Origin of the sequence: Haloferax sp. Atlit-10N, from assembly GCF_003586325.1 — an archaeon.
Lineage (GTDB): Archaea > Halobacteriota > Halobacteria > Halobacteriales > Haloferacaceae > Haloferax > Haloferax prahovense.
Map to the genome: position 1 here is coordinate 104,276 of NZ_PSYX01000001.1, position 14,730 is coordinate 119,005.

At 68.0% G+C, this 14,730-nt stretch carries 13 protein-coding genes; 5 read left to right on the top strand and 8 right to left on the bottom strand.

Annotated elements, in window-relative coordinates; genetic code table 11:
* Positions 1 to 25: 25 nt before the first annotated feature.
* The gene (locus C5B91_RS00530) at positions 26 to 637 is read right to left on the bottom strand and encodes a riboflavin synthase (protein WP_008091570.1); all 612 of its coding nucleotides are present in this window, start codon (positions 635 to 637) and stop codon (positions 26 to 28) included.
* Positions 638 to 746: 109 nt separating this feature from the next.
* On the opposite strand from C5B91_RS00530, the gene C5B91_RS00535 reads away from it, so the two are divergent.
* On the top strand, positions 747 to 1,496 hold the full coding sequence (locus C5B91_RS00535) for a DUF502 domain-containing protein (protein ID WP_008091573.1): 750 nt from the start codon (positions 747 to 749) through the stop codon (positions 1,494 to 1,496).
* Positions 1,497 to 1,511: 15 nt separating this feature from the next.
* On the opposite strand, the gene C5B91_RS00540 is transcribed toward C5B91_RS00535, so the two are convergent.
* Positions 1,512 to 3,338 (bottom strand): SLC13 family permease, encoded by a 1,827-nt coding sequence (locus C5B91_RS00540; protein ID WP_115818948.1) that lies wholly within the window; start codon positions 3,336 to 3,338, stop codon positions 1,512 to 1,514.
* A 146-nt stretch (positions 3,339 to 3,484) separates the two neighbouring features.
* On the opposite strand from C5B91_RS00540, the gene C5B91_RS00545 reads away from it, so the two are divergent.
* On the top strand, positions 3,485 to 3,727 hold the full coding sequence (locus tag C5B91_RS00545; RefSeq protein ID WP_008091577.1) for a hypothetical protein: 243 nt from the start codon (positions 3,485 to 3,487) through the stop codon (positions 3,725 to 3,727).
* On the opposite strand, the gene C5B91_RS00550 is transcribed toward C5B91_RS00545, so the two are convergent.
* From C5B91_RS00550 to C5B91_RS00565, 5 genes are all read right to left on the bottom strand, one after another.
* Positions 3,728 to 4,888 carry a Xaa-Pro peptidase family protein gene (locus C5B91_RS00550; protein ID WP_115818949.1) on the bottom strand — a complete coding sequence of 387 codons (1,161 nt, stop codon included), beginning with the start codon at positions 4,886 to 4,888 and terminating at the stop codon, positions 3,728 to 3,730. It abuts the gene before it with no gap.
* Between the two features lie 6 nt (positions 4,889 to 4,894).
* Positions 4,895 to 6,745 carry a UvrD-helicase domain-containing protein gene (locus C5B91_RS00555; RefSeq protein WP_008091581.1) on the bottom strand — a complete coding sequence of 617 codons (1,851 nt, stop codon included), beginning with the start codon at positions 6,743 to 6,745 and terminating at the stop codon, positions 4,895 to 4,897.
* Positions 6,746 to 6,903: 158 nt separating this feature from the next.
* Entirely contained in the window at positions 6,904 to 7,080 is a 177-nt protein-coding gene (locus C5B91_RS23015) for an HVO_0416 family zinc finger protein (RefSeq protein ID WP_004973500.1), read from the bottom strand.
* Positions 7,081 to 7,171: 91 nt separating this feature from the next.
* The gene (locus tag C5B91_RS00560; protein ID WP_115818950.1) at positions 7,172 to 8,686 is read right to left on the bottom strand and encodes a carboxypeptidase M32; all 1,515 of its coding nucleotides are present in this window, start codon (positions 8,684 to 8,686) and stop codon (positions 7,172 to 7,174) included.
* 328 nt (positions 8,687 to 9,014) lie between these two features.
* Positions 9,015 to 10,109, bottom strand: a complete 1,095-nt coding sequence (locus tag C5B91_RS00565) for a M20 family metallopeptidase (protein ID WP_115818951.1) — start codon at positions 10,107 to 10,109, stop codon at positions 9,015 to 9,017.
* 159 nt (positions 10,110 to 10,268) lie between these two features.
* Here C5B91_RS00565 and C5B91_RS00570 point away from each other — a divergent pair, with 159 nt between their 5' ends.
* Complete coding sequence (locus C5B91_RS00570; protein WP_115818952.1) at positions 10,269 to 11,900, top strand: methyl-accepting chemotaxis protein; 1,632 nt, start codon at positions 10,269 to 10,271, stop codon at positions 11,898 to 11,900.
* A gap of 96 nt (positions 11,901 to 11,996) precedes the next feature.
* Complete coding sequence (locus C5B91_RS00575) at positions 11,997 to 13,877, top strand: PINc/VapC family ATPase (protein ID WP_008091591.1); 1,881 nt, start codon at positions 11,997 to 11,999, stop codon at positions 13,875 to 13,877.
* Positions 13,878 to 13,997: 120 nt separating this feature from the next.
* Here the strand turns inward: C5B91_RS00575 and C5B91_RS00580 are convergent, their stop codons facing one another.
* Positions 13,998 to 14,291 (bottom strand): helix-turn-helix domain-containing protein, encoded by a 294-nt coding sequence (locus C5B91_RS00580; protein WP_004044502.1) that lies wholly within the window; start codon positions 14,289 to 14,291, stop codon positions 13,998 to 14,000.
* Between the two features lie 124 nt (positions 14,292 to 14,415).
* Here C5B91_RS00580 and C5B91_RS00585 point away from each other — a divergent pair, with 124 nt between their 5' ends.
* On the top strand, positions 14,416 to 14,730 hold the full coding sequence (locus C5B91_RS00585; RefSeq protein ID WP_008091597.1) for a hypothetical protein: 315 nt from the start codon (positions 14,416 to 14,418) through the stop codon (positions 14,728 to 14,730).

The following is a 14,730-nucleotide window of genomic DNA, read 5'->3' on the forward strand; positions in this document are numbered from 1 at the left end:
GTACGAAACGAAAGAACCGGCCGCCCTACTCGGCGACCAACCGCTCGGCGTAGCCGTCGAGCATCGACTCGACGTACTTCGCCACCACATCGACCTCGACGTGAATCGGGTCGCCGACCTCCTTTTCGGAGAGCGTCGTCAGGTCGTAGGTCGTCGGGATGATGGCCACGGCGAAGGAGTCCTCGCGGCGGTCGGCCACGGTGAGGCTGATGCCGTCGAGACACACCGAGCCCTTCTGGACGACGTAGCTTGCCAGCGGCTCTGGGAGGTCGAACTCGAAGAACCAGTCGTCGCCGACGCGCTCGACGTTCGTGACCGTCGTCGTGCCGTCGACGTGGCCCTGGACGATGTGGCCGTCGAAGCGGTCGTCGGCCGCGAGGGCGCGTTCGAGATTGACGCGGTCGCCCTCGCCCACGTCGCCGAGGTAGGTCTTCTCGACGGTCTCCGCCGCGAGGAACACCTCGAACCAGTCGTCGCCGAACGCCTCGACGGTCAGACAGACGCCCGAGACCGCGATTGACTGGCCGTGGTGGAGGTCGTCGAACGCGAGATCGGTGCGGATGCGGAGGCGGCGACCGCCGTCGGTGTCGGCCACGTCGACGATTTCGCCCGGCCCCTCCACGATTCCCGTGAACATACCCGCGGCTTCGGACGGGTGAACTTAATGCCTATCGTTTTCGTTCTCTATCACGTTTCTGTGACACTCTCGCCCATACAATTTTACGCTCGTCGTCCGGAGAGTCGGTATGGACGTTCTGGCCCGACTGCGGAGCAGTTTCGTCACCGGTCTCATTCTCGTCACCCCGCTGGCCGTGACCGTGTTCGTCCTCCAGTTCGCGTTCAATCGAATCACTGCCGCGCTCCGTCCGGTCGTCCGTCAGGTGTCGCCATTCCTCGCCGAGGCGCTCAACTACTCCGGCGACATCGTCTTCATCTCGCAGGTGCTGTCGGCGCTCATCATCGCGGTGGCCGTCTCACTTCTCGGCTACCTCGCGTCGATGAGTCTCGGACAGCGGCTCTTCGGGAGCTTCGAGCGCGGTGTTCGGCTCCTCCCGCTCGTCCGCACCATCTACTTCGGCGTCCGGCAGGTCTCCGAATCGCTCACGGAACCGACCGCCGGCTACGACCGCGTGGTGTTGGTCGAGTACCCGCGCGAGGGGCTGTTCTCCATCGGCTTCGTCACCAACGAGGCTCCCCCGTCGGTCTCGGCGGTGTCCGACGACGAACTCTTTACCGTGTTCGTCCCGCACAGCCCGAACCCGACCGCCGGGGCGCTCATCATGGTCTCGCCCGACGAGATTCGCGAACTCGACATGCCGGTCCGCCGGGGTCTCCGACTGCTCGTCACCACGGGCCTGAGCGTCGACGACCCCGAGACGCTCCCGTCGGGTCCCGCGGGCTACGACCCGTCGAACGGTGACGGCGTCCGCGACGGCGTCCGGTCGGAGTCGGAGCAGCGACGGAACGCGGGCGAGACGCAAAAGCGAGCCGAGTGAGTCGCCGCGGCGGCCTCACAGTCCCCAGATGAGGACGATTCCGGCAGTCGTGACGACCGTGAGTAACAGTTGGAGCGGCGCGCCGACGCGGAGGTAGTCGGTAAAGCGGTAGCCGCCGGGGCCGTACACCATCAGGTTCGTCTGGTAGCCGATGGGCGTCATGAACGCCGTGCTTCCGCCGAAGGTGACCGCGATGGCGAAGCCGAAGGGGTCGGCGCCGAGGCCGAACGCGGTGTCGACGGCGACCGGCAACAGGAGGACGACGCTCGCGACCGGCGTGATGACGTTCGCCAACAGGCCCGTGAGCAGGTAGAACGCGGCGAGCACGACGATGACGGGGAGGTAGGTCGCCGCGACGCCAACGTACTCCGAGAGCAGCGTGACGCCGCCGGTCAGTTGGAGCGCCCGACCGAGCGGGATGACGCCCGCGAGCAGGAAGATGACGTTCCAGCTCACCGCGTCGTAGGCGTCGCTCGCCGACAGACAGCCGAGCGAGACCATCGCGGCGACCCCGCCGAGCGCGGCGATGGCGATGGGGACGACGCCGATCGCGGCCAGTCCGATGACCGCCGCGACGACGGCGAACGCGCGGAGCGCCGTGGGTGACGGTTCGCCGTTGTCCTCGATGAGTTCGTCGGCGACCTCGCTCGTCACGACGAAGTCGCCGCTGTCCCGGAGGTACCGCGCCGTCTCGTTCGTCGTCTGGAGGAGCAGCGAGTCGCCGACCTGGAGGTCCACGTCTCGGAAGTGCTCGCGGATGAGGTCGCCGCCGCGCCGCCGGACCGCGAGCACGGTCGCGTCGTACCGCTCGCGGAGCTGCGCCCCGCCGATGGTCTCGCCGACGAGTCCGGACTCGCGGGGGACGACGAGTTCGACGAGCGCCACGCGGTCGGGGCGGTCGAGTTCGGCGTCGGTGACCGACGCACGCGGGAGGAACCGCAGGTCCGCGAGGTCGCAGAAGCGCCGAATCGTCGCCGGGTCGCCCCGGATGGTCAGGATGTCCCGCGACTCGACCTCGCGGTCGGAGTCGGCGGCGATGAAGTGCTCGCCGCCGCGGAGCACGTCGAGGATGTCGACGTTGAGGTCGCGGTAGGTGTCGTCGGAAACCTCGCCCGCCGGGATGCCGACGAGCGGCGACCGCGCGGGGACGAGCACGCGGGCGAGAAACGGCTCGACGCCGTAGTTGCCGGTTCGGTTCCCGGGCTCGATTCGCTCGGGCAGGAGCCGCGGCGCGACCGTCAGCAGGTAGCCCGCGCCGACGACGAACACCACCGCGCCGAGGGGGGTGAACGTGAACATCGAAAACGGCGGCAACCCGGTCGCCTCGGCGTAGGCCTCGCTGGCGACGAGGTTCGTCGCCGTCCCGACGAGCGTGAGCGTGCCGCCGAGCATCGAGGCGTAGGAAAGCGGGATGAGGAGCTTCGACGGCGAGATGTTCGCCTGGTCGGCGAGGTCCGAAACCATCGGGACGAACACGGCCACGACCGGCGTGTTGTTGACGACGCCCGCGATGGGACCCGTGAGCCCGACGACCGCGGCGAGCAGTCGGCCCTCGCTCCCGTTCGTAAAGGAGGCGACCGCGTCGCCGAGGACGCGAATCGCGCCGGTCTGTCGAATCCCCTCGCTGAGGGCGTACATCGAGAGGATGGTGATGGTCGCGGCGCTCGAAAACCCCGACAGCCCCGTCTGGAGGTCGACCCCGGTCCACGGTTCGAGCACGACGAGCGCGACGATGATGCCGATTGCCGTCACGTCCGGCGGGGCCGCCTCCGTCACGAAAAGCGCCATCGTGACGACGACGAGACCGAAGACGACGAGCATCCCGGACGTGATGGCGACCATGCGGGCAGTCGATTCGGAGGCGGCTTAATGCTACCCCGCGAGAGTGTCGGCCGCAGCGACGGGTCGTTTGGCTCCGACCGTCGCCCGACGCCCCCGTTCGCTGCCGGTCGCGACGCTTTTAGTTGCCCGCGGAGTACCCTCGGGCGATGCGACTCGGAATCTTGGAGATGGTCGGTCTCGCGGCGACCCTCATCTTCGCCATCCCCGTCGGCGGCTTCGGACTCACGCTCCTCGCCGACGGTCAGACCGTCTTCGGCGGCGCGATGCTCCTTCTCGCGGTGCTGATGGTCGCGCTCCCGAAGTTCCTCACCATGCCGCAGGACATCCCCTCGCTCGCGGCCGAGAAAGTCATCGGCGGCGTGGCAAAAGACCCGGACGAAGAGGAGTAGCTACCAGCGACTCGGGTCGAGACCGGTCGGCGCGTCGCCGAGCAGTCGCGGCCCGTCTTCGCCGACGACCAGCACGTCCGTCAGTTCGACTCGCCCGTGGTCTGGGTGCGTGACCGCGGACCGGACCCGCAGGACGTTGCCGGCGACGAGTTCTCTGTCGCCGTCGAGCGGCGGGTCCTCGCGGGCCGCGAGTCCGATGCCGCCGCCCACGTCTCTCGTCACCTCGTCGGCCATCGAGAAGCCGAACGCGGCGGTCTCCGCGCGGAGTTCGCTCCCGAGGAAGCCGGCGTCGTCACCGGGGTCGGCCTCGACCAGACTGACCTTTCTGGCGGCGTCGCAGGCGACGTGCGCCCGGCGCTCCCACCCGCCGTCGGGGTCGACGACGAACGTTCGGGCCAGCGCGCCGCGGTAGCCCGTCGGGCCGCGCGGGCCGACCGAGACGACTATCGGCTCGCCCGGTCGGAGTTCCACCGGTTCGTTCCCGCCGCCTCGGGTTCCCGCCCGGACCGTCGTCGCGCCCGTGTAATCGACGCCCTCGGCCGCGAGCGTCGCGTTCACCTGTCGGCGGAGTCGCTCGCTCGACAGCGGCGCATCGTCCCAAGAGAGGACGGCTTCGCCATCGTCGCCGCGGTCGTTGCCCACGGAGCCGCCGTCGCGGTCGTCGGCCGCTTCGACCGTCGCCGCCGACAGTATCGCGGCCGCGCGACCGACGCCGCGGGTCGCCGCGCGCTGGGCGGCCTCGATGGCGTCGCGCTCGGCGTCGTCTTTCACCGCACGGGCGTCTCCGACCGCCGCGGTCGACGCGAGGTCGTAGCCCGCCGCTTCGAGGTGGAGCGCGGCGTCGTGCGGAATCGTCCGGGGTGCGAGGACGGTCCCTTCGGAAGCGGCGTGTTCCGCGAGGACGGCCGCGGCGGCCCTCCCTGGGGGCCTGTCGTCGACGCGGACCGAGGCGACCGGGAGCGACGGCGGTTCGACGGTCGAGGGGACTCGGAGATGCGTCTCGCCGTCGACGCGGACGAACACGAGGTCGCAGTCGAAGGCCCGACCCGTAAGGTAGCGACTCGTCGGGTCGGGGCCGCGGCAGACGGCGACGAAGCCGACGGTGTCTCGCTCGTCGACGGCAGCGTCGATGGCGTCGCCGCCGCGAGGTCTCCCTCGCACGGGACGTTACGCCTCGGGTTCGGGCGCGGGCGGTTCCTGCGCGTCGTCGACGAGCTCCTGTGCGGGGTCCTCGCGAATCTCGTTGTGGAGGAGGACGCTGATGGGGAGCGTCGGCGCGCCGGTGACGAGGTTTTCGAGGACGATGAGGCGCTCTCGGGCGCGGGACATCCCGACGTAGAAGACGCGGCGCTCGTTGTCGGTGATGAGCGGGACGGGGCTCGTCGTCGCGGTGAACTCCTCGATACCGCGGGCTTCGAGCTCCTCGTCGGAGACGGAGGCGGCCATCTGCTCGACGACCTTCTCGGTCAGGTCGGTCGCCATGAACACGTGGTCGGCCTCGCGACCCTTCGCGGAGTGGATGGTGCCGACGCGGACGCGGCTGGGGTCCATCCCCTCGTAGTCGCCGCCGAAGTACGCGTTGACGGACTTGCGCTGGAAGCTCGTCACCTTGCGCACCATGTCGCTTGCGGACGCGCTGTCGGGGGCGAACGGCGCGAAGTTCTTGATCTCCTTCGGCGTGAACTCGATGTTCGTGATGTCGTCGACGCCGGCTTCCTCCTGTCTGTCGTCGATGGCGTCGAAGAGGTCGTCGCGGTCGTTGGTGCCGAACGCGGAGTCCTGAAGCATGTCGGCGAGCCGGCGGGCCTCCAGCCCGTCGACGGGCTCTTCGGCCTCCAGCGCCTCGACCGCGCGGACGTACTGCGTGAGTCGGTCGGTCCACATGCGCTGGTCGGTCAGCGTCGAGAAGGGGATGCCCGACGGCAGGAACTCGTCGATGAACTGGAACATCTGGTAGCGCGCGCGGAACAGCACCATCACGGTGCCCTCGTCTTTCTCGACGGTGTAGCGGACGTTCCGGGCGAGTTCGAGCATCGACGGGCTCTCGACGGCCTCGACCGCGCCGCCTTCCTTGCGGGGCTTGAGGTCTTTTTCCTGTCGCTTGTCGATGTGGCGAATCTCCCGGTTGACGACGTTGAGGACGTTCGACGGGAGGCGGTAGGAGTTCGGGAGAATCTCGTCGTTGTCGCGTTCGGCGTCGAGAAGCAGGTTCGGGTCCGCACCCTGCCACGCGTAGACGACCTGGTCGTCGTCGCCGGCGATGAGGACGCCCCGCATGTGGGGCTTCCACTCCTCGTACACGTCGTACTGGAGGGTCGTGATGTCCTGGAACTCGTCGATGACGAGGTAGTCGACGTTGGGGACGAGCGCGCGCTGCTTGACGCGTTCGAGCATGTCAGCGAATCCGACCAGCCCGTTTTCGCCCTTGTAGGCGCGCCACGCGCGGATGGCCTCGGGGATGTCGATGCGGTCGTCGTCGGAGGGCCACGTCGGCGTGTACTTGTTTCCTTCCTGCGCGTTCGGGTCGACCTCAGGCGGGAGGCGGACCTCTTCGACGTTCCACTGGAACGGCACGTCGTACCAGTCGGAGACGTCGCGGCGGGTGCGCTGGAGCCACTGGCTCGTGGCGATGACCTTGTTCCCGATGGTGGTCGAGCGGGCGGTCCGACGGCCCGCGCCGCCGTACTCGTCTTCGAACTCGACGCCGTACTCCTCGCAGAACTCCTGTTTGTCGTTCTCGCCGACCACGTCGTTCCGCGAGAGGCTCAAGAGTTCGTACGCCTTCGCGTGCATCGTCGAGACGTTCCCCTTCAGCGACCGCGGGTTGATGTCGAGACGCTCCGCGAGCCGGTCGCGGACCTCGGCCGCCGCGGCTCGGGTGTAAGAGACAACGAGAATGTCGCGGATGGTGACGCCGTCTTGTTCGAGAATCTCCTCGACCTTGTCGAGCAAGGCCGTGGTCTTCCCGCTTCCCGGGCCGCCGAACAGCCGGGTGACGGTCACGTCGGATTCGCTCATTGTGCACGTTCACGGCCTTATCGGTGATAAGCGACGTGCTTCGGACGAGGGCGAACGCGCCCGGAGTAGTGTAACTCGCCGGGCGTTCGCGGACGGCTCACCGAACGGGTGAGAAACCGTCGAGAACAGGTGCTTGTGGCTTGGTCAGTTCGGACGCGTCAGGCCTCCGGCACCCACCCGCAGACGGAGCAGGTCGCCGCGCCCATGTCGTGCAGGGCCCCGCAGTCGGGACACTGCAGCTTGTTATAGGATCGGTCCCAGCGTACCGGTTCTGTCTCGTGACCGCGGTCGGTCAAGAACTGGTCGAACAAGTCGTCACTGGGTGCTGAGGCCATACGTGGTATGATATGGCATACCCCTATTTAGTTCCTGCGACGACTCCGAAGCGTCGAAAATCGGGGGACTGCGGCGGACTGTCTGTCTCGCCTACAGGTCGTACAGCGACCCGTACTTCGACTCGACGTAGCCGAGGAAGTCGTCGGCGGCGAAGTCCTCGCCGGTGGCCCGCTTCACGAGGTCGTTGGTCTCGTAGCGGCGGCCGTGCTGGTGGACGTTCTCGCGGAGCCACTCGCGGAGGTCGCCGAACTCGCCGTCGGCCAGTTTCCCGTCGAGGTCGTCGATGTCCTCCTCGGCGGCCGAAAACAGTTGGGCGGCCATGATGGAGCCGAGCGAGTAGGTCGGGAAGTAGCCGAAGTTCCCGTACGCCCAGTGGATGTCCTGCAGACAGCCCTCGGAATCGGTGTCCGGGCGGATGCCGAGGTACTCCTCGTACTTGTCGTTCCACGCCTCCGGCACGTCCTCGACGGCGAGGTCGCCGGCGATGAGTTCGCGTTCGAGTTCGAACCGGATGACGATGTGCAGGTGGTAGGTCAGTTCGTCCGCCTCGACGCGGATGAGGTTGTCGTCGTACACCTGATTGGCGGCCTCGTAGGCCTCTTCGACCGTCGCGTCGACCTCCGGGAACCGGTCTTCGAGCGTGGGCAGGAAGTGCCGCCAGAAGGCCCGCGAGCGCCCGACGTGGTTCTCCCAGAGCCGCGACTGCGACTCGTGGACTGAGAGGTTGCGGTTCTCACCGAGCGGCGTCGCGTAGTGTTCGTCCGGCAGGCCGAGCGTGTACAGCGCGTGGCCGAACTCGTGGACGGTCGAGAACAGCGACCCGAGCACGTCGGACTCGTCGTAGCGGGTCGTCACGCGGGCGTCGAACTGCGTCCCCGACGAGAACGGGTGCGGGGCGGTGTCGAGGCGGCCGCGCTCCCACGGGTAGCCGAGCGTCGAGAGCGCGTCGCGGACGAGCGTCTCCTGGTCTTCCTCGGGGAACTCGCCCTCGAAGGCGTCCACCGCGAGGTCGACGTCGGACTCGCGGATGTCCTCTATCATCGGGACGAGCACCTCGCGCACCTCGGCGAGAATCTCCTCGGCCTGTTCGAGGGGCAGACACGGCTCGTAGTCCTCGAACAGCACCTCGTAGGGGTCGCGGTCGGGGTCGATGTGCTCGGCGTACTGCCGCTTCAGTTCGACGTGCTTCTCCAGATGCGGCGCGAACGTCTCGAAGTCGTCTTCGGCCTTCGCCTGCTTCCACGCCGGGATGGCCTCCGAGGACGCCGCGGAAATCTTCTCGACGAGGTCGTTCGGCACGCGGGCCGCCCGCTCGTAGTCGCGGCGGAGTTCGCGCAGCACGTCGGCCTGCTCGTCGGTCGGGTCGTCGGCCTCGGCCGAGTCGAGGAGTTCTCCGAACTCGTCGTCGGTCAGGAGTTCGTGGCTCAGCGCCGACAGCGCCGACATCTGCTGGGAGCGCGCGGGCGTCCCCTCGTCGGGCATCATGACCTGCTGGTCCCACGAGAGGATGCCGCCGGCGTTCTCGACGTTGGCGATTCGCTTGTACTTCTGGAGAAGTTGGTCGTACGCCGACTCCGAGTCGGACTCTGCGGAGGATTGCGCCATAGTACGAATGGTGGTCTCGGAGGCGTATTAAATCGCAGGAGCCGGTTATCCGTGGTGGGCTTTTGATACGCGGTTGTCGCTTGTCGCTCCGTCCCCGAGGATACCGGAATCGCCCCCGCCGCCGTAACAGCCGCGGTCGATACCACCGCGAAAGCCCCCGCGAGCGACGACTCCCGCGGCGACGCGCGCTCCTCGGCCTCCGGCCTGCAGTGCTCACGCCGCCGGGGTTCGCCCTCGCTCGCGGCCCCTTTCAGTCCCGCCCGGTGGTTTGTCGGGAGTCGTCGCGGGTGGTGTGTTCAGGCGTCGTCGCGGGGTGTTTTGACCGCTCTCACCAGTCTTCCACGAGGTCACGGTACGTCTCGTAACACCGCGCCAGCACGTCGAGCGACACGCTCTCGTTTTTCGTGTGCGCCTCGCCGGGCTCCGAGGGGCCGTAGACGACGCAGGTCGTCCCGGCCTGCGCCAGCCATCCGGCGTCGGTCGCGTGGGGCTTCGTCGTCTGCTCCGGCTCCGCGTCGCTGCGGGCCTCGTGAACCGACCGGGCGGCGTCGAGGACGCGCTCGGCGAAGTCGGCGTCGTCGCACGCCATCGGCGGGAGGTCCTGTTCGACGACCCACTCGACGCCCTCGAGTTCCGCCGTCCGCGCGAGGTCGGCGAAGCCGCCGGGGACGGTCCGCTCGTCGATGGTCACTTCACAGCGGTCCGGGATGACGTTCCACGCGCTCCCGCCGTCGATTTCGGTGACGGCGATGCTCCCCGAGACGGGGTGGCCGAGGACCTCGGCGTCCGGCACCGAGAGGCCGCGGACAACGTCCACGGCGTCGGTCGCGCGGTAGACGGCGTTCTCGCCGCGCTCGGGTTCGCTGGCGTGGCATGCGGTCCCCGACGCGACGAGGGTGCTCGCCCGGCGGCCGCGGTGGGCGACCACCACGTCGGTCCGGTCGGGACCGGTGTAGTTCGTCGACCCCTCGGCGACGACGGCGTAGTCGAGTTCGAAGCCGTCGTCGAGGGCGGCGCGGACGCCTTCCCCGCCGATTTCCTCGCCGACGAACGAGGCGAAGACGACCTCAGAATCGACCTCGGCGGTGGCGTCGCGGAAGGCGAGCATCGAGGCCGCGACGGCCCCTTTCATGTCCGCCGAGCCGCGGCCGTAGAGTCGGCCGTCGCGGGTCTCGACCACGTAGTCGCCGTCGTCCGTCGTCTGTCGGTCGGCCGGCGGGACCACGTCGTGGTGGCCGACGAGCGCGAGCGATTCGCCGACGCCGGGGTTGACGCGGGCGACGACGTTCCCCGCGTCGTCTCTGGTCACGTCGGCGTCGGTCTCCTCGCGGAGCCACGATTCGATGCGGTCGCCGACGGCGGTCTCGTCTTCGTGGCTCGGCACCGACACGAGGGCCGCCGTGAGGTCGCGGAGTTCGTCCATGCGGGCCCGTCGAGGGGTCGCTCCAAAAGCGTGTGGCGTCCGGCAGTCCGCGCGTGGGCCCGCCGCAGCCGAGGACGACTGTCGCCACGCGGCACCCGCCGTTATCAATATTCGAGAATTCACGGCCCGGCTTATTGTGCGTTCCCTGCACGTCCGAGTATGCGACTCGTCTCGACGTACGAACGGTTGCTCTGGGGAAGCATGGACGCGCTTGGAATCTCGGACTCGGTCGAGAGAAAGGTCGTCGCAGCCGTTGCCATCCAGTTTGCGGTCTCTCTCGCACAGGCCGCGCTCCCGTGGGTCGCGACCGGCGCGCTCCGACTCGAACTCTCGGCGCTCTTCCTGTTCGGTGCCGGCCTCGCGTTCGTCAACACGATTATCATCACGCGAAAAGACATCGTCTCGCCTATCGAGTCCATCTCGTCGGCGGCCGCGGGCGTCGCGGCGGGCGACCTCTCGGCCCGGCCCCCAGACGTGACCGGGAACGACGAGGTGGCTCGGCTTGCCGACGACTTCGCCGCGATGCACGACCACCTCTGTATCGTCGCCTCGCAGGCGGGCGCGCTCGCCGACCAGCGGTTCGACGACCCGGCGCTCGACGAGGACTTACCGGGCGAGTTCGGCGACGCGCTCGACCGGATGCAGCGCGACCTCGCCGACTACACGCGTAACCTCCAGCACCTCGTGGAAGCGTTCGCCGAGGCGACCTCGCGGGCGCAGGCGGGAGACCTCACCGTCACCATCGACACCGACGACTGGGGCGTCGACGACGAGCGATACGAGGAGGTCGTGGCGACCTACAACGACCTCGTCCGCACCCTCTCGTCGACCATCGGCGAGGTGCAGTCGTTCGCGCAGGCGGTGTCGGAGATGAGTTCGACCGCCCGCGAGCACGTCCGCCGGGCCGACGCCGCCAGCGAGGAAGTCGCCGCTTCGGTCACCGAAATCTCCGACGGCGCGGGGGCGCAGACCGAGCACCTCCAGACCGTCTCCGACGAACTCAACACGCTCTCGGCGACCGTCGAGGAGATAGCCGCCTCCGCGGACGAGGTCGCCACCACCGCCGAGACGGCCTCCGAGCGCGGCGAGGTCGGCCGGGACGCGGCGACCGAGGCGATGCGGGAGCTGGACACCGTGGAGGCTCGCATCGACCGCACCGCCGACGCCGTCGCCGAACTCACGGAGAGTATCGAGGAGATAGACGAAATCGCGGCGTTCATCGAGCACGTGGGGTCCCAGACCGACCTGCTCGCCATCAACGCGGCCATCGAGGCCGCCCACGCGGGCGAGGCCGGCGACGGCTTCGGCGTCGTCGCTCAGGAGGTCAAGTCGCTCGCCGAGGAGACTCGCGACTCGGCCGACGAGGTGTCCGGCCTCATCGCCGACATCACCGACCACTCCGAGGAGACGCTCGCCGACGTGCGGGAGATGAACCGGCAGGTCGCCGACAGCCTGGAGACCGTCACCGAGGCCATCGGCGAGTTCGAGAGCATCGTGGACATGGTGACGGACATCGACGCCAGTGTGGCCGAGGTGAGCGCCGCGACCGACCAGCAGGCCACGTCGGCGGCGGATATCGCCGCCCGCGTCGACGACGTTGCCAACATCTCCGAGGAGACTTCCGGTCAGTCGCGGACCGTCGTCGAGACGGCACAGGAACAGTCCACGTCCATCGGTGACCTCGCGGACCAGACCGAGGTGCTGTCGTCGCGGGCGGCCGACCTCGACGGCCTCGTCGGGTCGTTCGAAGTCATCGGCGGGAAGCGAGCGGTCGCGCCCGGCGACGACTGAATCGAAGTCGAGAGCCGCGGTCCCACCCGCCGCCCCGTCGGCGGTGTCACCGCTTTTATCTACAACCTTATCCGTCACCCGCCCAAACCCACGCGCATGAAGATAGTGCCGGACACGAGCGCGGTCATCGACGGTCGCGTGTCCGAGCGAGTCGACGACGGCACCTACGAGGGTGCCGACGTACTCGTCCCCGAGGCGGTCGTCAGCGAACTCGAATCGCAGGCCAACGACGGCCGTGACACGGGCTGGGAGGGCCTCTCCGAACTCCAGCGTCTCGCGGAATTCGCCGACGACGGCGTCATCGACCTCAAGTACGTCGGTCGCCGCCCGAGTTCCGGCGAGACGAAGGGTGCCGGCGAGGGCGACATCGACGCGCTCATCCGCGACATCGCCACCGAGCGGTCGGCGACGCTCCTGACGAGCGACGTGGTGCAGGCCGAAGTGGCGAAGGCGAAGGGCGTCTCGGTCGAGTACGTCGAGGCCGCGGTCCGCGGCTCCGGCGGGCTCATCATCGAGCGCTTCTTCGACGACCAGACGATGTCGGTCCACCTCAAGACCGGCACCCGCCCGAAGGCCAAACGCGGCGCGGTCGGCGAGATGCACTACCAGCCCATCGCCGACGAGCCGACCGACGAGGCGACGATGAAGGAGTGGGCGGACGACATCATCAACTCCGCCCGCGCCGCCACCGACGGCTTCGTCGAACTCTCCGAGCCGGGCATGGACATCGTCCAGTTCCGCGACTACCGCATCGCGGTCGCTCGCCCGCCGTTCGCCGACGGCATCGAAATCACCGCCGTCCGGCCCATCGTCAAGACGGAACTCGACGACTACGAGTTCGCCGACGAACTCCGCGACCGACTCGCCGAGCGCCAGCGCGGCGTCCTCATCGCGGGGGCGCCCGGTGCCGGGAAGTCCACGTTCGCGCAGGCGGTCGCCGAGTTCCTCAACGACAGCGACTACGCGGTCAAGACGATGGAAAAGCCCCGCGACCTGCAGGTCGGCCCGGACATCACCCAGTACACCGCCCTCGGCGGCGACATGGCGAAGACGGCCGACTCCCTGCTGCTCGTGCGCCCGGACTACACCATCTACGACGAGGTCAGAAAGACCGAGGACTTCTCGGTGTTCTCCGACATGCGCCTCGCGGGCGTCGGCATGGTCGGCGTCGTCCACGCCACCCGCGCCATCGACGCGCTCCAGCGCCTCGTCGGCCGGGTCGAACTCGGCATGATTCCGCAGGTCGTCGACACCGTCGTCTACATCGAGGACGGCGAGGTCCACACGGTGTACGACGTGAGCACCGAGGTCAAGGTGCCCGAGGGCCTCTTCGCGGAGGACCTCGCCCGCCCGGTCATCCAGATTCGGGACTTCGAGACCGGCACGCCGAAGTACGAGATTTACACGTTCAACCGGCAGGTCGTCACCGTCCCGCTCGGCGAGGGCGGAGAAGAGAAAGAAAGCGGCGTCTCCCGGCTGGCGAAACAGGAGATCGAACGCGAGATTCGCTCTATCGCCCGCGGCCACGTCGACGTCGACCTGAAGGGCCAGAACCGCGCGGTCGTCTACGTCGAGGAAGACGACATCTCCTACGTCATCGGGAAGGGCGGCGGCCGCATCTCGGACGTCGAAGACCGCCTCGGTATCGATATCGACGTGCGGACCCACGACGAAAAGCCCTCGTCGTCGGGACAGCGCGCGGGCGCGAACGCCGGCGGTCAGTCCGGTGCGTCCGGTTCCGGCGGCGGGACCGGCGAGGGCGTCGTCGTGACGCCCGAGGTCACCTCGCGGCACGTCATCGTCCGGATGGACGGCCACGTCGGCGAGACCGTCGAGGTCCGCGCGGACGACGAATACCTGTTCACGGCGACGGTCGGCCGCGGCGGGGACATTCAGGTCTCGCGCGGTAGCGCCATCGCCGAGGAACTGGAGAACGCTATCGATAGAAAACAGCAGATTACGGTCGTTCCGGCCTAGGAGAACGGCCGAATCGTCGTTTTCGTCGTCTGTCGGTCGTTTTCGACCGGGGCGACGCGTCGCAACTGGTCTCTTCCGACACCGACTGCGAAGCGTGCGGTGGTTCCGCGGCGGTTCTAGTTACTCGGCGCAGCAGGCCTTTTCCTTGCCGCCGTCGGCTTTGGCCTGCGCCTGCTGCGGCGCGAGATCGGTCAACTGATAGAGGTTCTGTCGGGCGTCGGCGAAGTAGACGTCCTCGTCGACGATACCGATTCCCTCCAGTCGTTCGAGCGCGTAGCGAACGGTTCGCGCCGAGAGCATCGACTCTTCGACGATGCCTTTCTGGGTGAGCGGACCGTTGTATTCGAGCACTTTGAAAACGAGCTTCGCACTCGGTGGGAGGTCGTCGAGACTCTCCTCTTCTGTTCCAGCCATCGTTACGAATCGAAACGCGCTACCAGCATAAACCTTGTTGGCCCGCGACCGGCCGACAACGCTTTATCCGCGCGGCGGCCGCAGGAACGAACGCCTTTTGACGCCGGATATCGCAGAGGAACACATGGCCACGGAAACGCAGACCGGTCTCTCCAGTCATATTCGTGGAGTGACGGTCACGACACTCGCCTGCCTCGCCGGCATCGCCGCCGCGGTGCTCTCCGGGGCTGTGGTGGGGACGAGTCCCGAGGCCGCGACCAATCAGTTGGCCGTGGGTATCCTCGGGGCGTTCGTCCTCGTCCAGTTCCCGGTGCTTCGCGTCGTCGGCATCGATGTCAACGGGTTCGGCGTGAAGGACTACCTCTACGTGGTGTTCATGACCTTCGCGCTCTGGTTCATCACGTTCGCCATCCTCCTGACTTCGGGTGTTCAGATCTAA